13 protein-coding genes are annotated in these 19,540 nt (G+C 54.7%); 9 read left to right on the top strand and 4 right to left on the bottom strand.

Translation table 11 applies throughout. The annotated features are described in order from the left end of the window. The first annotated feature begins 1 nt into the window (after position 1). From mrdA to amrS, 3 genes are all read left to right on the top strand, one after another. The gene (gene mrdA / locus MJO47_RS09445) at positions 2–1,867 is read left to right on the top strand and encodes a penicillin-binding protein 2 (RefSeq protein WP_253960880.1); all 1,866 of its coding nucleotides are present in this window, start codon (positions 2–4) and stop codon (positions 1,865–1,867) included. Between the two features lie 5 nt (positions 1,868–1,872). Further along, positions 1,873–2,970: a rod shape-determining protein RodA gene (gene rodA, locus MJO47_RS09450; RefSeq protein ID WP_253960881.1), complete on the top strand. Its 1,098-nt coding sequence runs from the start codon at positions 1,873–1,875 to the stop codon at positions 2,968–2,970. Positions 2,971–3,043: 73 nt separating this feature from the next. Continuing rightward, complete coding sequence (amrS, locus tag MJO47_RS09455; protein WP_253960882.1) at positions 3,044–4,057, top strand: AmmeMemoRadiSam system radical SAM enzyme; 1,014 nt, start codon at positions 3,044–3,046, stop codon at positions 4,055–4,057. A 106-nt stretch (positions 4,058–4,163) separates the two neighbouring features. Here amrS and MJO47_RS09460 read toward each other — a convergent pair whose 3' ends face one another. Beyond that, positions 4,164–5,480 carry an OmpP1/FadL family transporter gene (locus MJO47_RS09460; RefSeq protein WP_253960883.1) on the bottom strand — a complete coding sequence of 439 codons (1,317 nt, stop codon included), beginning with the start codon at positions 5,478–5,480 and terminating at the stop codon, positions 4,164–4,166. A gap of 119 nt (positions 5,481–5,599) precedes the next feature. Between MJO47_RS09460 and MJO47_RS09465 the strand changes: the two genes are divergently transcribed. Next, a complete protein-coding gene (locus tag MJO47_RS09465) occupies positions 5,600–6,421 on the top strand; it encodes a class I SAM-dependent methyltransferase (RefSeq protein WP_253960884.1) in 822 nt (273 codons plus the stop codon). On the opposite strand, the gene MJO47_RS09470 is transcribed toward MJO47_RS09465, so the two are convergent. The 3 genes from MJO47_RS09470 to MJO47_RS09480 all read right to left on the bottom strand — a co-directional run bounded on the left by MJO47_RS09470 (position 6,415) and on the right by MJO47_RS09480 (position 12,352). Next, on the bottom strand, positions 6,415–8,724 hold the full coding sequence (locus MJO47_RS09470) for an HD domain-containing phosphohydrolase (RefSeq protein ID WP_253960885.1): 2,310 nt from the start codon (positions 8,722–8,724) through the stop codon (positions 6,415–6,417). The two genes, MJO47_RS09465 and MJO47_RS09470, sit on opposite strands and share 7 nt — an antisense overlap. 36 nt (positions 8,725–8,760) lie before the next feature. Then, on the bottom strand, positions 8,761–10,806 hold the full coding sequence (locus MJO47_RS09475) for a PilZ domain-containing protein (RefSeq protein ID WP_253960886.1): 2,046 nt from the start codon (positions 10,804–10,806) through the stop codon (positions 8,761–8,763). A 169-nt stretch (positions 10,807–10,975) separates the two neighbouring features. After that, positions 10,976–12,352: a replication-associated recombination protein A gene (locus tag MJO47_RS09480; RefSeq protein ID WP_253960887.1), complete on the bottom strand. Its 1,377-nt coding sequence runs from the start codon at positions 12,350–12,352 to the stop codon at positions 10,976–10,978. A 152-nt stretch (positions 12,353–12,504) separates the two neighbouring features. Between MJO47_RS09480 and MJO47_RS09485 the strand changes: the two genes are divergently transcribed. From MJO47_RS09485 to secA, 5 genes are all read left to right on the top strand, one after another. Further along, positions 12,505–13,359 carry an NAD(+)/NADH kinase gene (locus tag MJO47_RS09485; protein ID WP_253960888.1) on the top strand — a complete coding sequence of 285 codons (855 nt, stop codon included), beginning with the start codon at positions 12,505–12,507 and terminating at the stop codon, positions 13,357–13,359. Positions 13,360–13,415: 56 nt separating this feature from the next. After that, entirely contained in the window at positions 13,416–15,083 is a 1,668-nt protein-coding gene (gene recN / locus MJO47_RS09490; RefSeq protein ID WP_253960889.1) for a DNA repair protein RecN, read from the top strand. 63 nt (positions 15,084–15,146) lie between these two features. After that, entirely contained in the window at positions 15,147–15,596 is a 450-nt protein-coding gene (locus MJO47_RS09495) for an N-acetyltransferase (RefSeq protein WP_253960890.1), read from the top strand. A gap of 169 nt (positions 15,597–15,765) precedes the next feature. After that, positions 15,766–16,635, top strand: coding sequence for a M23 family metallopeptidase (locus tag MJO47_RS09500; protein WP_253960891.1), 870 nt, complete (start codon positions 15,766–15,768; stop codon positions 16,633–16,635). A 211-nt stretch (positions 16,636–16,846) separates the two neighbouring features. Continuing rightward, entirely contained in the window at positions 16,847–19,537 is a 2,691-nt protein-coding gene (gene secA, locus MJO47_RS09505) for a preprotein translocase subunit SecA (RefSeq protein WP_253960892.1), read from the top strand. Positions 19,538–19,540 lie beyond the last annotated feature (3 nt).

A 19,540-nucleotide genomic window follows, 5' to 3' on the forward strand; every position in this document is an offset into this window, starting at 1 on the left:
TATGGGGCTCAATGCCGGTTGGTCGGAAACTCCCGGCCTGAAAAAACGTTTCGTGATCATTTCTCTCGCGGCAGCCGCTGTATTTCTGCTGCTGCTGATGCGCCTGTGGTATCTGCAGGTGATCAGTGCCGATTCCTATCTCGAACTTTCGGAAAAAAACCGTTTACGTTATATCCCGGTCGAAGCGCCGCGGGGCGCCATCTATGATCGTGACGGTCTCCTTTTGGTTGATAACCGACCGGCTTTCGGAGTCGCTGTACTGCGCCAGGATGTAGAAGATGTTGATCTTCTGCTGGAAACCCTCGCTGTTTACCTGGGTGAAGATGTGGCCACGCTTCGCGAACGCTATCAGCAGGGCAGACGCCTGCCTGCCTACCGGCCCTTGCCTTTAGCGGAAGACATTGGGCGGGACCGCATGGAAGTCATTCAGGAAAATGCTTCTGATCTTCCTGGTCTGCTCACCGTCGTTCGCCCTAATCGTACCTATCCTTACCAGGAAATCGGCGCTCATCTGTTCGGCTATCTGGGGGAAATCACCGAACAGCAATTACGCAGCAAGGACTTTGCCGGATACCGGTCCGGTGAATTTGTCGGTAAAAGTGGGATTGAAAAACGTCTGGAAGGCTCTTTGCGCGGCCATGAGGGGCAGCAACGACTTGAGGTCGACGTCCGAGGCCAGCTTCTTCGCAGTCTTCAGACCCGGGATCCCTTTCCGGGAAACCGGGTCTATCTGACGATCAAGCGGGATCTGCAATTGGCCGCCGAAGCGGCTTTTGAAGATCATGCCGGTGCGGCCGTTATGCTGGATGTTCATTCCGGTGAGGTTTTGGCTCTGGTCAGTCGCCCCTCCTTCAACCCGGAGGCTTTCGCCCAGGGCATAAGCTCCGAAGAGTGGATCGCCCTTCTCAAGGATCCCCGCCATCCGCTTCAGAACAAGGCAATAACCGGACAGTATCCCCCCGGTTCGACCTTCAAGATTGTGTCCGCCCTGGCGGCTCTGAAGTCGGGGCTGATCACCGCGTCGACCTCGGTTGACTGCACCGGAAAACTCGAGGTAGGCGACAGGGAATTCCGCTGCTGGAAGAGGAGAGGGCACGGTAAAACGAACCTTAAAAAGGCACTGAAGGAAAGCTGTGATGTCTGGTTTTACCAGGTCGCGCAGGACCTCGGTATCGATCGGCTTTCCGAGACGGCCATGGATCTGGGGCTGGGTAGTCCTCTTGGCATTGACCTCGAAGGGGAGAAGGCCGGCCTGATACCGACAAGGGATTGGAAGCGCCGGCGATTCGGCGCTCCCTGGTATGACGGTGAAACCGTCATCGCCTCCATCGGACAGGGCTATGTTTTGACAACGCCCCTGCAGCTCGCGGTCATGACGGCGACCATGGCCAATGGCGGTACCGTGTATCGCCCGCAGGTGGTCAAGAAGGTTGTCGATCTTGTCGGCAATGTGCTGGAGGACCATTCTCCCGAAATTCTCAAATCGACCCCTTTTTCCCAAAAAGACCTGATGGCGGTGCACACCGGGCTGGTGGCGGCGGTGAACGAACCGGGAGGCACGGCCTGGTCTCGCAGGCTTGAAGGGGTGAAGGTGGCCGGGAAGACGGGAACCGCTCAGGTTGTCCGTCTCAAAGACGATGATGACAGGGAGGAGGATGAAGAGCGGATTCCGTACCGTTTTCGGGACCACGCCCTTTTTGTGGCCTATGCGCCGGCCGAGGCGCCTGAAATTGCCGTTGCCGTCGTCGTTGAACATGGCCGGCATGGCAGCACCGTTGCCGCTCCTATCGCCATGGAAATGATTGCCAGCTATTTCGGGGTTGAAGTTGGTCCCCAGCCCGAAAATGTACCCTATGCGGGAGACTGAATACTATGTTTGACCGCCGTCTGCTGACGCACTTCGACTGGTTTTTTCTGGCCCTGGTCTGCCTGGTGGCCGCCATTGGCATGATAAACCTGTACAGCGCCACCGCCTCCTGGTCCCCTGGGGGAACGCCCGTCTACATCAAGCAGATGTACTGGTTTTCTTTGGGGATTGTCATCGCTCTGACCGTTTGTATCTTCGATTATCGTCACCTCGAATATATGGGTTTTTTTTTCTATGGGGCCAATGTCCTGTTGCTGATCGGTGTCCTTTTGTTCGGCAAAACCTCCATGGGGGCCACACGCTGGCTCGACCTCGGGCTTTTCAATCTGCAGCCGAGCGAGGTCATGAAAATCGTCATCATCATCACCCTCGCCTGCCACTTCAGCCGCAAAGGGCATGCGTTTGGCCATAACTTCAGAGAATTGCTCCCGCCTTTTTCCCTGCTGGCGCTACCGGTTTTGCTGATCATGAAGCAGCCCGACCTCGGCACGTCGATGATGGTCGTTTTTATTGGCCTGACCGTTGCCCTCTTTGCCGGTATACAGCGGCTCACTTTTATCGGGTTGACCGTGCTGGGATTTTTGGGAGCCTTTGGGGGGTGGTTTTTGCTGCATGACTATCAACGGGAGCGGGTCTATACTTTTCTCAATCCCGAACGAGATCCCCTGGGCTCCGGCTATCACATTATCCAGTCCAAGATCGCTGTGGGCAGTGGCGGGTTCTGGGGTAAAGGTTTTATGAAGGGGACACAGTCCCAACTCGCCTTTCTACCGGAACGGCACACGGACTTCGCTTTTTCCGTCTTTGCCGAAGAATGGGGCTTTGTCGGCAGCCTGGGCCTGTTGGCGTTCTATCTGCTCATAATTATCTGGGGACTCTATATCGCCCGGCGTGCCGCCGATAAGTTCGGCATGTTTTTGGCCTTGGGCGTGGTGGCCATGCTGTTCTGGCATATGGTGGTGAATCTGGGGATGGTCATCGGCCTGCTCCCCGTCGTCGGCGTCCCGCTGCCCCTTTTTTCCTACGGGGGCACCAGTATGGTGACAACCATGATCGGGACCGGGCTGCTGCTCAACGTCAGCATGAGGCGCTTCAAGTTCTGAGGGCCTGCCAGCGCCGTTGTTTTTCGCGTCTGCTATACTTCCTGCAGGGGATGAAAACTTCAGGGAGGGATTCATGCGCGAAGCTGCCTTCTGGGAAAAAAAAGATAGCGATAAAACCCTTTGCACCCTGTGCCGCCACCATTGCCTGATTGCCGCTGGCAAAAGAGGCCTTTGCGGGGTGCGAGAAAATCGCGACGGCATTCTCTACTCGCTTGTTTATGAAAAACTGATTGCCGAGAACGTCGACCACATCGAGAAAAAACCTCTCTTTCATTACCTCCCAGGATCCACCAGCTATTCTATCGCCACGGTCGGCTGCAATTTTCACTGCCGGCATTGCCAGAATTACGACATCTCCCAGTGGGGTGCTTCCAGGGGGCCGGTACCGGGTGAGAAAGTGTCCCCAGCCGATCTTGTCCAGCGGGCCCTGGCGGCGGGATGCCGGAGTATTTCCTACACCTATACTGAACCGACCATCTTCTACGAATATGCCTATGACACCGCCGTGCTGGCCAAGGAAGCCGGTCTCGGCAATGTGTTCGTCAGCAATGGTTATACAGGGACCGCTGCCCTGGAACAGATTGCCCCCTATCTCGATGCAGCCAATATCGACCTCAAGGGTTTTACGGAGGATTTCTACCGGGAAGTGGCGGGAGCCCGTCTGCAGGGAGTGCTGGATACCCTGCGGGACTACCGGCGGCTGGGCATCTGGTTGGAAGTTACCACCCTGCTGATCCCAGGCCACAACGATAGCGATGAAGAGTTGCGGGCCCTGGCCGGCTTTGTTTGCAACGAACTTGGCGCCCAGGTTCCCTGGCATGTGACCGCTTTTTATCCAACCTACAAGATGCTGGATGTGCCGCGCACACCCGTGGAAACCCTGCGGCGCGCCAGGCAGATAGGGCTCGAGGCGGGGTTGAAATATGTCTATGAAGGCAATGTGCCCGGCGAGGGGGGCGAAAACACCTTCTGTCCGGGATGTAAGAAAAAGATTATTTCACGGGTGGGATACCGTGTCGACGCCAGCCACCTGGATCGGGGTCGCTGTGATGCCTGTGGACACCTTCTCGATGGTGTCTGGTTCTAGAGTGGTTTCCTTGGGGCGATCGATCAAGGCGCCATGGTGGGTGTTTATTGTCGTGGTTTTGACCGTCAGCGCGTACATTTTTTGCGCAGAGTTGTCATGTCTCCAGTCAAAAGCGGTACCCTGCACTTACCCCAAGCAGGTGAAGTTGGGACTCATAGCGTCCCCTGGCGTAGTCGGCAGAGTCGGCGACAGCCGGATTGACATCGGGCAGATAGCTGTTGTTCTTGCTCCGGTCCTCCAGGAGTTGGTAACCGTAACTGAGCGAAATGGTCAGTCTGTCGAAGTTCAGGGTTGCGCCGAGGCAGAACAGTTGGGAGTCTGAATCGGGGACGGACGGCTCAAACGTGGCATTGCCTATGGCATCTTCGCCGTAAAGATATCCAGCCAGCAGAAAGACCCTTTCATTCAGGCGATATTTTCCGCCCAGGTTCCAGGCCCAGGTGGCCTGCCAGTTTTTGGGATAAATGGAGAAATCTGAGCCGTTGACCGGTTGAGCAAAGGAAATGTGCAGTTCATCGTAAGAAGACCAGTCTTCCCAACGGATGCCCGTCTCCAGGGTGATATTGTCGGTGGGGAAAAAGGCCAGTCCTGCTACAAGTTGCTGGGGCAAGTTAATATCCGTTTGTGCTGTCGTATCCGGTAATATGGCTGCCAGGCTCGGGTCAGGAAGAGTGAAGTTGACGCGACCATCGATGTCAACCTTTATGGAACTTCGATAGCCTGCCCCAAACTGTATTTTCGGATTCAGTTTAAGAAGAATGCCCAGATTGAATCCCACTCCTGTTCCGTCCCCGGTGAATTTTTGCTGGCCGTCGCTAAGTCCAACAAAGGCTAGTTTAACCTGCTTTTCCAGCGTGGCGTCAAGGTAGAGCAGATTCAGACCCGCGCCAATACTTAGCCAGGAGTTCGGGCGGTAGCCCACTGCAGGATTAAACATATAGGTGACAATTTCCGAACGGGTGGCCAGATAGCGACCTTCCCAATCGGTATTCCACTCTGTGCCCAGTCCGAATGGATTAAGCAGGCCAATGCCGGCGCTGAATCGGTCGTTAAGGGCATGGGTCAGGTAGAATGTGCTAGGGGTGTAAAGGGTGCTGTCCGTGAAATCTTCACGGCCGGTTGTGTCACTGGTAAAGTCTCTTCGGGGATATATCAATGTTGTACCCAGTTCCATCCCGGTTCCCGGCAACTCTGTAAGCAGGGCAGGGTTGAAATACAGAGCCGAAGGTCCGTCGGCGTGCGCAACGGTGGCATTGGCCTGCCCGAGCGCACTGGCGCCCTGTGTGAATATACCGAAGCCGGAAGCCAAAATGCTCTGGGGGAAAAGAAGGGCTCCCGTCAGGATGGCCAGGAAAAAAGAACGAACGTCACGGGCGCTCAGCATGTTAATCTCCCTCTGCATGGTTGGCAGAAAACGTTTCATAAGCATTTTCCCCGCAGTTCCCCTTTATGTCAATGTACTCAGGAGCACGTTCTCATGGCTGAAGGCCGAATTGAAAGCGGAGACCTGAAATGATAAAAGAGGTTAAGGAGGGTAGCAACTTGTCCAAATCCAAGTATCTCATGGAACACGAGAAGGAAGCCCAGCGGCTTGACCAGAAAACGGATCGAGAGCGATTGAGTGAACAGGCCCTCTGGGCAGGTCTGCGCCCTGGTATGCGGGTCGCCGATATCGGTTGTGGCTCAGGAAAAACCACGGGATTTTTGCATAGTTTGGTTCAACCCGGTGGGAGCGCGATGGGGGTCGATGCTTCGGCGGAGCGCATTGCCCATGCTCAAAGAACACAGTCTTCTCTGGGGGCGACGTTTGTATGTCGAAATATTTATGCCCCGCTTGAGGATTTGGGAACATTTGATTTTATCTGGTCTCGATTTTTTCTGGAATATCATCGTCAGGAAAGTTTTGCCATCGTGCAGCGATTAACGGATCTTTTGCAGCCGGGAGGCATTATGTGTCTGGTGGATCTTGACTACAACTGCCTGAGTCATTACGGTCTGCCTGCCCGCCTTGAAAAGACGGTCTGTGGCGTGATGAAAACACTGGAGCAGACAGCCGATTTCGATCCATACGTGGGGCGAAAGCTTTATGCCTATCTTTATGATCTGGGCTATGAAGAAATTCGGGTCGAAATGTCGGCCCATCATCTGATCTACGGTGAACTCGACAGTACAGATGCTTTTAACTGGGCCACGAAAGTTGAGGTTGCAGCTCAGAACTCAGGTTATCCTTTTTCGGACTATCCGGGCGGATATGATGAATTTCGTAAAGAGTTTATGACTTTTTTTCAAGATCCGAGGCGTTTCACCTATACCCCACTTATTGCCTGCCGGGGGCGAAAGCCCATGAAAAAAGGGGGTCAATAAGGGGACACAGGGGCCGGGTTGGTTTTAAGGTGGTCGGCAATAGCCCGTTTCTCCGTTTCAGAAATCAACGTGAATTCGATGCCGAATCCCTGAGGATAGGAAGGTTTTCGTCGGTTGCCCGTGCTGTTGAGCCAGGCGACTCTTCCTTGGGCTCGGATGGTTGCCGTGAGGCCGGGAAGATTGAAGCTAAGATGCAGTCGTTCCCCCAATTCGACGTTCTGGCTGCTGGTGACATACAGGCCACCCGGGCCCATGTCCACCGTATATCCTCGCCAGGAAACGCCCGAAATTTCCATGGAGAGGGGGAACTCCATGGGAACGCGCGGGTCATTACGGGTTACTGGGGAGCGACCCGGTTCATTAGTCGAATTCACAATGTGTGCCCGGGTGTAGTAATCCATGAAAGCGATGACAACCCGGGCGTCAAAATGGCGACCAATCCCCTCTCGAAGCAGTTCAAAGGCTACATTTGTGGGCATTGGTTCCCGATAATGTCTTTTGGCGGTGATCGCTTCGAAAAAATCGGCGACAGCGAGGATTCGAGCTCCTAGAGGAATCTGCTCCCCCTTAAGCCCTTCGGGATAACCGGTACCGTCAAATTTTTCATGATGGGCCCCAGCTACGATGGGTACCTCGGCCATGATCCCTTCAAAGTTTATCTGTTCGAGAATATTACGTGTCTTCAAGGAATGTGTCTTGACGGCTTCGTATTCATCGTTGGTAAGACGACCCTCCTTCTTGAGGATGGAGTCGGGGACGCCCAGTTTGCCGTAATCGTGTAAAAGGGCGGCCACACGGATCATTTCCGTAAAGTCCTGGGGAAGGTCCATTTCCTCACATATACCCAATGCATATTCAGTGACCTTCTCCGAATGCCCTGCCGTCAGGGGGTCTCGCGCGTCGATACTGGCCGCTAATACCTGCAAGGTTGATTTGAATTGCTCTACGCGAGCATTCATGAGCTTCACGTTGTGCATGCTGATGCCAATAAAGGGGGTGATGCCCATCAGAAGACTCATGTCGCTGTGTACAAGGGGTCGCGGTGCCTTGAGATTGTCCACGGCCAGAATGCCTACGGTTTCTTCTTCGCTGATAATAGGGCAGCAAATAAAGGATTTTACGCCAAGAAAACTGGCGAATTTAAGGCTTCGCTCAGAGAGATGCTTGCTGATTTCTTTAAGGTCGTTGATCAGAAAGGGCTGCTTTTCGCGGAAGGATCGGATAAAAATGCCTGCAGATTCAGGCCGGGTCAGGTCGAAATTGGTGTTTTTTAGAAGTGCCTCCTGCTCTTCTGTGTAGCCGAATCCGCCCTTGTATTCCAATGTGGTGCGGTCCGAATTGGCAAGCAAAATCATACCACGTTGGTAGTCCAGATAGTTCTCGAGGATCTTAATCGTCTTATCCAGGATGCTGTCAATATCTGTCTGTTGGCTGAGCGCCTGGCCTATTTCATTGGTCAGGCTGGCATTGGTGTGGTTGATGTTGATCTGGTCCACCAGTTTTTCGGTGGAGCCCATAAGGATGTTCAGGCTGGAACGCAGTTCTTTTTTTTCGGCAATATCCATGATGATGGTAAGGCCAAAAAGGATGATGGTCAGAGTGGGGAGGGTAATGGTTAAGGTGAGCCAGGGATCGTAGAGCAGGGACCCGAAGATCAACAGAAAGAACAGAGGAATTGACCAGAGCCTGATTTTAGACCAGAGAGAGGCCAAGGTGTCTTCCCAGGAAACAATATACCGGCAGCAGGAATCTCCCCTGAATAGACATTCGGGGTGGGTGACACCCGGTCGATGAAAATTGAACATCATGATGATGGCTTCGAAAAAACCCATCCGGTTTTCACACTGGAATTTTTTTTCCTGAACACCACGGTTGGGTGTGACTGTGATTTCAACCCGGTTGGAATCAAGTTCTCGGGAAGTGTATTGGGATGAACGGGTGAACTGAGCCGAGGTCTTCTGGATCAGGCTGAAAGCGTTCGCCGGTCCAACGAGACCGAGAACATACTGACGCATGGCGCCCAAGGCCTCAGGGGAGGCCGCGTAGCGCCCCGCTTCCCGGGCAATCGATTCGTCACCGGTCAGTTGGACCAGTTTTTCATAGAAAAGGTCAACCTGCTCCTGACTGAACCAGTGCCCCTGGTCGGCGATTTCGCAGGGGTCCATGTGGGCATGCCGCAGAATTTTCTCAATGTCGATGTGCGGGTATTTGTCTTTTAGAAGGGCGAGATAGGCATGAATGATTCTGCTGTTATACAGCGGAAGACTCATGTTGGTGATGGCTTTTTCGTCGTCTTTGGACAATAGCGTCACCTACCCTTGTTTCGCAATATGATGTTTTTATATGCGTGCCAGGAAAGTGTTGCAGAATTTGAAGTATTGGTCAAGATTCTGACAATTTAAAATCCACATGGTGTAAATCTTATCATATTTAATATCCTGGTCTTTGGCATATTTGACCGGATATAAAATGGCGGGAATCTTATCACTCTCAAAATACTGCCTGCCTAGCCTGTTTAACGCGGCCATCAACTCGCCCCTGGTGAGATTGTCCTGGTCAAGGACAATTACCTGGATGCAGTTGGTGAGCTCAGACATATTCAGACCGGCGTCGGAGAGGTTGATCAGAATCATCGCCTGTAATTCGCCATCTCGTTTTAAAGAGAAGCACAGTCGCTGTCTCTTTAGCCCCAACCTTGAGAATTCTTCATCAGGCTCATCTTCGCTTTCGATTCCAGGTTCCAGGTCAATAGCCGGAATCATGAGTCCTCCAGAAAGATGCTCGTAGTAATAGCTGAGTTCAACGAGATCCTCCTCGACCGTCGGCTGTACGTGACAAGACCCTTCCGCCCGCAGCCCTAGCGTGGTATCAGGCTGAATATAGAAATAGACAAAGTCATCGGTTGAGCATCCTTTGGGATTGTTGATGTACTTCGCCACACCTCCAAAGACGCGGCGAGGAAATTTATTGTCCGGCCGAAAATAGCACATGACGAAATTCATGTGAGACGAGTGGAGATTGTGGGAGTCGTTGATGTAGCTTCCGATCTGCTCCAAAACCACCAGGCCTGCTCTTTGTGATAGTGTCCGGTCAGCAGCATGGTGATGGATCAACCAGGTTTTACTGTAGATTCTCAGCATGGCCATGTGCCCCATAATCACCCCCTTGTCCTGATAAATAAAGTGACGGGCAATTCGAGGGCTTTCTGTGTAGAGCTTCTCGTAGGTCTTCTTGAACCTCTCTTTTTTCGCCTGAATGTGGGCATACTTTTCCGGGTAGATAAAGCCCGTCTCAAAAAAGAAATGCCATAGCGCATCCAGGTCCACCCTGTTGCAGAGATAGGAACGTGGATCATTGACCTGCTGCAGGAGTGAAAGCAGGTTGACATGTTCCTCCATTTTCATGTCGAGTATGGCCAGCCCGCAAATTACACGGGTCTCCCCTGGATCATCACTGCGAGGTCGTCGATAGATAACCTGAGCCATGCAAGTCAGAGTGAAGCTGGTTGCAAAGGTCATCTGAAGTTCAGGAATGATAAGCCCTGGCAGCAGCACGGAGTGCGACAGGTCTTCTTCGACAGCCAGCCCCGTGCCGGAGAGATTAATGACACCAAGGTCGATTTTTTTTTCTGTCAACGGATGCAGGAATTGAATGTTGGGGGAGGGGATCAGCTCCTGCCGCGGACTTCTGAATTCCTTGGTTTTGAAGCGGGGAGTCACCTGGCGCTGGATGTGCAAAACCACGGTGCGGGTCTTTTGCTCCCAGTTCTGATAGACGATATGGCACTCTCCGCCAAAAAGGGGAATGGTGTCGTTGCTCAGCACAACCATGACGGGTTCATTGGGGTTAAGCCAGTTGAAGGTCTGTGGTGCGACTGTGCTCAATTTGACGGCGAAAGAACAGGCGGTAAAATCCTGAAGAACTCCTTTGAAATGCGCACTATTCTGTATGACATCGACCTGCAGGGGAAGACAGGGAAAACGTTGTGTCTTTCGCGAACGCACCTCGCATCCCATCTTCGGCAGCAAGATCCGCATCCCTTGTGGCGAAATGCCGACAAGGTCGGGCCTGACAACGATAAGTTTCAGGCCGTCAGAAATAATCAGATGGTCGAATTCGTAGGTCTTGAGCTTGCCCTGGACAGCCTCAGGCTCTAGCCACAACAAGTCAACTTGCGCATTGAAGCAGGGTTGGGGAGCGGCTTTCAGGGTTATCTTTTGCGGATAGCGACGATGCGAGAGGGTGATCAAGACATGGCCGCCATGAAAATTGATGGAGTTAAGCTTATTGATCAGGGCTTTTTGGCTGACTTCGCGTCCCTTGTTTCGGCAGTTTTCTTCCGTGATCGAATCCAGGAACTGTCCGGCAAGATGATGGTTCTCCATAGGCCTCTCTGGGGTAATTTAGGGGAGGGCAGGTTCCTTAAGCTCGCAACCTGAGAAAAATCTTTCTTAGACGCTGTGTAGCGGTAATGCTACGCATAAACAAGCGGGAACTCCAGAAAGAAGAGTCCCCGCCCATTATGGCCCATCTGCGTAGCCTGCACAATTTTCTTTAATCAGTATCTTGCTTGTGCGGCTTGTCTGTATCGTCCTGCGCGGTTTTCCTTGACTCCTCTGTCGAGGGAGGGCGGCCAAGGTCCGCCCAGTGGCGCATCCTTTCACCGATCATCTTTTCGTAGCCGCGGTCCTGGGGACGGTAAAATTGCCGCCCCTGTAGCTGGTCTGGCAAATGCTGCTGCGGAGCGAAGCCCCCTTCGTAATCGTGGGCGTAGCGATATCCCTGGCCGTAGCCGAGTTCTTTCATCAAGCCGGTCGGGGCATTGCGGATATGTAGAGGCACAGGCAGGGCGCCGCTCTGGCGTACTTCGGCAAGCGCCTCATTGATACCCTTGTACGAGGCATTGCTTTTGGGCGCAGTGGCCAGATAGGTGACGGCCTGGGCCAGCGGGATCCGTCCTTCCGGCATGCCGACGAACTGCAGGGCCTGCATGGTGGCGACGGCGAGTTGAAGCCCGCGGGGATCGGCATTGCCGACATCTTCGGCCGCAAAAATTACCAGCCGCCGCACGATGAAGAGGGGATCCTCGCCCGCCTCGATCATGCGGGCGAGCCAGTAGAGGGCGCCGTCAGGGTCGGAGCCGCGCAGGCTCTTGATGAAGGCGGATATGACATTGTAGTGCTCTTCGGCACCCTTGTCGTAGAGCAGGGGCTTCTTCTGCAGAACCTCCTGCAGCAGTTGCAGGGTGATCCGTTTTTCGGCTGCGGCGGTCGATACCGCCAGTTCAAGGGTGTTCAGGGCCACTCGCGCGTCCCCCTGTGCCTGGTCGGCCAAAAAGTCGAGAGCGTCCGGAGCGATCTGCCGGCCGCGTCCCTCCGGCCAGCGTTCATCCTGCAGGGCGCGTGTCAGGAGAACGCCGATGTCGTCAGGACTCAGGGGCTGCAGGACAAACACCCGAGACCGCGAAAGCAGGGCAGAATTCACTTCAAAGGAAGGATTTTCGGTGGTGGCGCCGATGAGGATGATGTCGCCTTTCTCTACATGGGGGAGAAAGGCGTCCTGCTGGGCCTTGTTGAAACGGTGAATCTCATCGACAAAAAGCAGGGTTTTCCGCCCATGATAGGCCTTTTCTTCTCGGGCTTTCTGGACGATTTCACGTACATCCTTGATGCCCTGCATGACGGCGGAAAAGAAGACGAAGCGGCTGCGGGTCGTGTTGGCGATGACCTGGGCCAGCGTTGTTTTTCCCGTGCCGGGCGGACCCCAGAAGATGATGGAGGCGACCTGGTCGGCCTCGATGAGTTTGCGCAGGATTTTCCCTTCGCCGATCAGGTGATCCTGACCTACCATCTCATCCAGTGTCCGCGGGCGCAGCCGTTCGGCCAGGGGGGCACTTTTTAAGCCTTCGGAACCGTGGGTAAAAAGATCCATAATCATCCTCTCTGCGGCCTGTGGCCGGCTCGGAAAAGCTATCACAGAACGTCCTGGCTCACAAGGGTCTGTCAGCCTAAGTTCCTGAAAGCGATGGACTTTGCCCCGGGTGTGTGGTAGCTTTGAGCCACTTTGCCTCCATGAGGATTACCATGAAACGTATCGGTATCTACATTAAACGCAAAAATCCCACTGCGGTGCAGGTTGCGCGCGAGGTCAGCGACTGGTTGGCGCAGCGGGGAATAGAGGTCTTTTTCGAGGAAGGGCTGGCGGCCGAAATGGGGGGGGCCCAAGGCTATCCCGGTCGCAGCATCCCCGCCATGGTCAACCTCATCCTGGTTCTGGGCGGCGATGGCACTCTGATCTCCGTCGCCCGCCAGGTCGGCGATTTGAAAACGCCCATTCTCGGGGTAAACCTGGGGAGTCTTGGCTTTCTTACCGAAGTCACTCTGGATGAGCTTTATCCCGTGCTGGAGCGGGTCATTCAGGGCGATTTTACCGTCAGCGATCGCATGATGATGGATGTGGTCGTTCTGCGCCAGGGTCAGAAAGTCGGGCGTTTCCGGGTCCTCAATGATGTCGTCATCAACAAGGGCGCCCTGGCCCGCATCATCGACATGGAGGCTTCGGTCGACGATGTCTATCTGACGACCTTCAAGGCGGATGGTCTGATTATTTCCACGCCCACCGGGTCCACCGCCTATAATCTGGCGGCCGGCGGTCCTATCATGTCTCCCGGTCTGCACTGTCTCGTTATCTCACCGATCTGTCCCCACATGCTGACCAATCGTCCGATCATCGTCCCTGATGAATCGATAATCCGCATTGAGGTCAAGTTTCAGGACGAGGATGTGGTTTTCACGGCAGACGGACAGGTCGGCATGCCGCTGCAGGGCGGGGACATTGTCGAGGTCCGTCGGTCCAAAAGCAGTACCCTGCTGGTCAAGAGTCCTTCCAAGGACTTTTTTCAGGTTTTGCGTACGAAGTTGAAGTGGGGGGAACGTTGACCTCAGTCTAAATGAACAAGGCATTTTATGCACAACGTAAGGGGGCGAGCTTCTTTATGCTGACCGATCTCATTATCAAAAACTTCGCGATTATCGACCGCTTGCATGTGACTTTCCAGCCCGGCTTTAATGTGTTGACAGGCGAAACCGGCGCCGGGAAGTCGATTATCATCGATGCCGTCGGCTTGCTCATGGGAGATCGGGCTCGGCCGGAAGTCATCCGGACGGGAGAGGACGAAGCCCAAGTGGAGGCCATGTTCAATATTTCCGGTCGGCCCGGGATTGTGCAGCGCCTGGAGACTGAAGGTTTTGAGGCCGGGGAAGAGCTGATCGTCAAGCGGTTGGTGAGCCGGTCAGGAAAAAACCGGATCTATATCAACGGCTCCCTGGCCAAGTTGTCCCAATTGGAGGACGTGGCTTCTGAACTGCTGACCATTTATGGTCAGCATGAGCACCAGAACCTGCAGCGGGCCGATACGCACCTCGACCTTCTGGATCGGTACGCCAATCTGCAGGAGGAGGTGGCCCGTTACCGGGACATTTACCGTGATACCCAGGAACTCGAGAATAACCGGAAGAAGCTTGAGGAAGCCGAAAAAGAACGGCAACAGCGTCTCGACCTGCTGAACTACCAGAGTCGGGAGATTGACAGGGCCCAGTTGCAGCCCGGTGAAGAGGAGAGTCTGGCATCCGAAAGACTGCGTCTGCAACATGCTGAGAAGGTGGTTGCTGCCACAGACGGGGGGCACGAACTCCTCTATGGCATGGACGGGTCGGTCTGTGAAAAGTTGGGTGCTCTGGCTGACCGATTGGAGGGCCTGCGCGAGGTGGATTCGGGGCTGGGAGCCCTCGGTGAAGCCGTGCGCAACGCATTTTATGCCCTCGAAGACGTGGCTCTTCAGCTTCGTGATCACGCCGGGCAGGGAGGTTATGAGGAAGGACGTCAGGATCAGGTGGAGCAACGCTTGGCCCTGCTGGCTGGACTCAAGCGTAAATACGGGGCAACTGTCGATGAAATTCTGGCTTATAAAGAGAAAATCGATCATGAAATCGAAGTTCTCAAAGATATTGACGCCACCCGCGAGGTGTTGGACAAAAAATTGACCGAAAACCGGGCGCGCCTTCATGAGGCCGGCCAGCAGTTGTCCGAGGCCCGTCGGTCGGCTGGCGAAAGGTTGCGTGAAGCCCTCGAGCACGAGCTAAAAGATCTGGCCATGGAGAAGGCCCGTTTCGAGATGCGCCTTTTTCCCCTTTCCGCGCCGGGCCCCAAAGGGTTGGAGCGGGGGGAGTTTTATATTTCCGCCAATCCTGGTGAAGAGCCCAAACCTTTGGCCTGGATCGCCTCAGGCGGTGAGCTTTCCCGCATCATGCTGGCCCTGAAGAGTGTCGCCCCCGAGCGGAATGGTGTCTCTACGCTCGTCTTTGATGAAGTCGATGCGGGTGTCGGCGGGACGGCCGCCACGGCGGTCGGGGAAAAGTTGCGAAGAGTGGCACAAGGGTTGCAAGTTCTTTGCATTACCCACCTTCCTCAGGTCGCCGCTTTTGGCGACAGGCATTACCGGGTGGAAAAGATGCAGCAGGGGGGACGAACTTTTACCGCCCTGGTCCCCCTGGAAGGGGAGGATCGGGTCCGAGAGATGGCCCGGATGCTCGGTGGAGCCCAGATGACCGAAAAAACCCTTGCCCATGCCCGGGAGATGATTACCTCCTCGGCCAGGAGTTGAGTCGAGCCTTTTTATATTTCCTTTCTATGGGGTCTTTTTTTCGAGGGGGAGAGCAACCGCGTTATGATACGCCGAGCCAGAATACCGGACGCCAAGTCCATCCATAAACTTTTGATCGGTTATGCCAAGGACGGTCTCATGCTGTCCCGTTCCTTGGCAGAAATATATGAAACAATTCGTGATTTTTACGTTTTTGAGGAAGACGGCGAAGTGGTCGGAACGGTTTCGCTGAATATCTGCTGGGAGGACCTGGCCGAAGTGCGCTCTCTGGCGGTTTCAGAATCCAGCGGTCTGAAAGGGATCGGGCGTCAGCTTGTCATGGCCTGCTTGGAAGAGGCTCGCCAGCTTGGGGTCAGACGGGTCTTTGCGCTGACATACAAGCCTGGATTTTTTGAAAAGATGGGATTTCATCTGATTGAAAAATCGGAATTGCCCCACAAGATCTGGAGTGATTGTATCAAGTGCGCCAAGTTTCCCGAATGTGATGAAATCGCCCTGAGTATCGAACTCTGACCTCTTGGCTCAATGGCGGCCCGATGAGCCCAAAAACGTCATCAGGTCTTATCAGGTAAACCGAAGATTTCCAATTAGCTTGACAGGGCTTGGCGGCTTCTTTTATTAATGAGCGTCGCGGATTCATGTTCATTCGGATGGTGCGATACTAAAAAACCAGGAGGACCGTTTGTCCGCTAAACGATTTACACTGCTTGTCATTCCGGAAGGATCTCATCGGGTGCGCCGGTTCACGCTGCCCCGACGCTGGATTTCTCTGGCCATTACGTGTTCCGTCCTGCTTTTTCTGGGCACGAGCGCGCTGCTATTCGATTACGTCAGAACACACGTCGACCGTCAGGAGCTGCAGCGCCTGCGTACCGAAAACCGTTCCCAGCAGCAGGAGATCGGCCGACTTTGCGCTAACATCGAAGATCTTCGCAAAGAAATGGTGGTCTTGGCCCAGAATGACGCCAAGGTTCGGGTGCTGGCCCAGTTGTCCGGTCCCCGTCCCGATGCCCTCAACGGCATGGGGGGAGCGCCGGAGGACGATGCGGCCACGGAATTCTCTGAATTGCAGCGGCAGATCGACCAGATCCGTGAGGCCATTGAACTTCGTCGGGAAAGTCAGGAAGAGGTCCAGGGTTTTCTTAATGACCAGCGCTCTCTCATGGCAGCAAAACCCAATGGCTGGCCTGTCAAAGGCTGGGTGACTTCCAATTTCGGCATGCGTAATTCTCCCTTCACGGGTAAACGCAAAATGCACGAAGGGCTTGATATCGCGGCCAGTACCGGTACGACGGTTATCGCCACTGCCGACGGCATCGTCAGTCGGGCCGAAACCGCTCCCGGTTACGGCAAGATGGTCGTTATCGACCACGGCTACGGTTTCAAAACCCTCTATGGCCACAACTCCAAACTCTTTGTCAAGGTCGGTCAAAGGGTCAAGCGCGGGGACAAGATCGCGGCAGTGGGCAACACGGGGACTTCTACCGGTACCCATCTGCATTATGAGGTTCGCCTCAATGGCGTGCCCCTCAATCCAAAAAAATATATTTGACGATTTGCCTGTCGCCCATTACAAAACCCCGGAATTTCCGGGGTTTTGTTTTTTGGGGATGGCGCGAAACGGCAGTATGGGAGCGTCATAGTCCTTGTGAGGATTCTCGGGGCTATGCTATGATTCCAGGTCCTCAGCGCGATCTGGCCTGCCGGTGTAAAAACTGGCGACGCCCCGCTGAACAAATTCTGAAACGTTAAGGAGCCTTTTGATGATCGGTTCATTGGTACGAAAGATTGTTGGCAGCAAGAATGAGCGTGAACTCAAGCAGTTAAGGCTTGTCGTAGATAAAATCAACGCCCTGGAGCCTTCGATATCTCCTCTGTCCGACGAGGAACTCCGTGGTAAAACAGCCGAGTTCCGTCAACGCCTTGAGCAGGGGGAGTCCCTGGACAACCTGCTGCCGGAAGCTTTCGCCGTTGTGCGTGAAGCGGCGCGTCGGGTGCTCGGCATGCGTCACTTTGACGTCCAACTGATCGGAGGCATGGTCCTTCACTCAGGGAAAATCGCCGAGATGAAGACAGGCGAGGGCAAGACCCTGGTCGCCACCTTGCCAGCCTATCTCAACGCCTTGAGTGGGCGCGGCGTTCACGTCATTACCGTCAACGATTATCTGGCGCGCCGCGACTCCGAGTGGATGGGGCAGGTCCATCGTTTTCTGGGGCTGACTGTCGGCTGCATCGTGCATGGCCTCACGGATACCCAGCGCAAGGAAGCCTACGGCTGCGACATCACCTATGGCACCAACAACGAATTCGGCTTCGACTATCTGCGCGATAACATGAAGTTCGCCCTCAGCGATTATGTGCAGCGCGAGCTCAACTTTGCCATCGTCGATGAGGTTGACAGCATCCTGATCGATGAAGCCCGTACGCCCCTGATCATTTCCGGTCCCAGTGAGGCGTCCAGCGAACTGTACTATACCGTCAATCGCATCATCCCCATGCTCAAGAAGGGTGAGGTCATCGAAACCCGCGACGGCAAGATCGGCCAGACCCTCAAGGAGTACACCGGCGACTTTACCGTCGATGAAAAGGCCAAGGCTTCCAGTTTGACCGAGGAGGGGGTTGCCAAGGTCGAAAAGCTGCTCGGCGTGGAGAACCTCTACGAGCCCCGCAATATCGAACTTCTCCACCACGTCAACCAGGCCCTCAAGGCCCACGCTCTCTTCCGTCGGGATGTCGACTATGTCGTCAAGGATGGCGAGGTCATGATTGTCGATGAGTTTACAGGGCGTCTGATGCCGGGGCGGCGCTGGAGCGACGGTCTGCACCAGGCCGTGGAGGCGAAGGAAGGGGTCAAGATCGAGAGCGAAAACCAGACGCTGGCCACCATTACCTTTCAGAACTATTTCCGCATGTACAACAAGCTTTCCGGTATGACGGGGACGGCCGATACGGAAGCCGCGGAATTCCATCAGATTTACAAACTCGATGTCGTGGTCATTCCGACCAACCGTCCGCTGCTGCGTAAAGACTACGCCGATGTCATCTATAAAACGGAAAAAGAGAAGTTCAAGGCGGTTGTGGACGATGTGGTCGGCTGTCATGAAACGGGTCAGCCGGTGCTTGTCGGTACCATCTCCATTGAAAAATCGGAAGTGCTCGCCGAAATGCTGCGCAAGCGCGGAGTTCCTCATCACGTTCTCAATGCCAAACATCACGAGAAGGAGGCGGAGATCGTGGCGCAGGCTGGCCGCAAGGGAGCGGTGACCATCGCCACCAATATGGCCGGTCGCGGCACCGATATCATCCTCGGCGGCAACGCCGAGCTCCTCGCCCGTCGGGAAGCGGCAACGGCTGAGGATCCCGATGCGGCGGAAATGGCTCTGCTGGAAAAATATCGTGCCCTCTGCGCGGCAGAAAAAGAGGCGGTACTTGAGGCCGGCGGACTTTATATTCTGGGCACGGAGCGTCATGAATCACGCCGCATCGACAACCAGCTGCGCGGCCGCAGCGGCCGCCAGGGCGATCCCGGGGCGAGCCGTTTTTATCTAAGCCTTGAAGACGATCTTCTGCGTATTTTCGGTTCGCACCGTGTCGCTTTCGTCATGGACAAGCTCAAGATTCCCGAAGGGGAGCCCATTGAGCACGGCATTATCTCGCGGGCCATTGAAAACGCCCAGAAAAAGGTGGAAGGCCACAACTTCGACATCCGCAAGCACTTGATCGAATATGACGATGTCATGAACAAACAGCGCGAGGTCATTTACACCCAGCGCAAGGAGGTTCTGGCCGGGGAGAATCTGCGCGAGACCTACGAATCGATCGTTGGCGAAACCATCGAGGATATGGTTGCCACTTTCTGTCCTGAGAAGACGCGTGCCGAGGACTGGAACTGGCAGAGCCTGGCGGAAGACTTTCTAAACCAGTTCAATTTTCCGCCAGATTTGGGTGACACCGCCGCGGTCGACCTGACCCAGGATGCTCTGGCCGGGCGTCTCCGGGAGCAGGTTCTGGAACGGCTGCAGCAGCGCGAGGAGGAGTTTACGCCTCCTGTTATGGAGCACCTGATGAAGGTGCTGCTGCTCCAGACCATCGATTCTCAGTGGAAGGACCATCTGCTTTCCATCGATCACCTCAAGGAGGGGATTGGGCTGAGGGGCTACGGACAGCGCAATCCCAAAGAGGAATACAAACGGGAGGCTTACAGCCTCTTCATGGAAATGATGGGGCGCATTCGCCATGAAGTGGTGCAGAAGCTCTATCGTATCCAGTTGGCCAAGGAAGAGGATGTGGAGAAGTTGGAAGCCGAACAGCGGCGCCGGCGCATCGTTCTGAATCGTGTGGGGGGCGAGAGCCAGGATAAGCAGCCGGTGACCCGCGAAGAGGACAAGGTCGGGCGTAACGACCCCTGTCCTTGCGGCAGCGGTAAAAAGTACAAAAAATGTTGCGGAGCCTAAGCG

Source organism: Desulfuromonas sp. KJ2020, from assembly GCF_024197615.1.
In the GTDB taxonomy this organism is placed as follows: Bacteria; Desulfobacterota; Desulfuromonadia; order Desulfuromonadales; family SZUA-540; genus SZUA-540.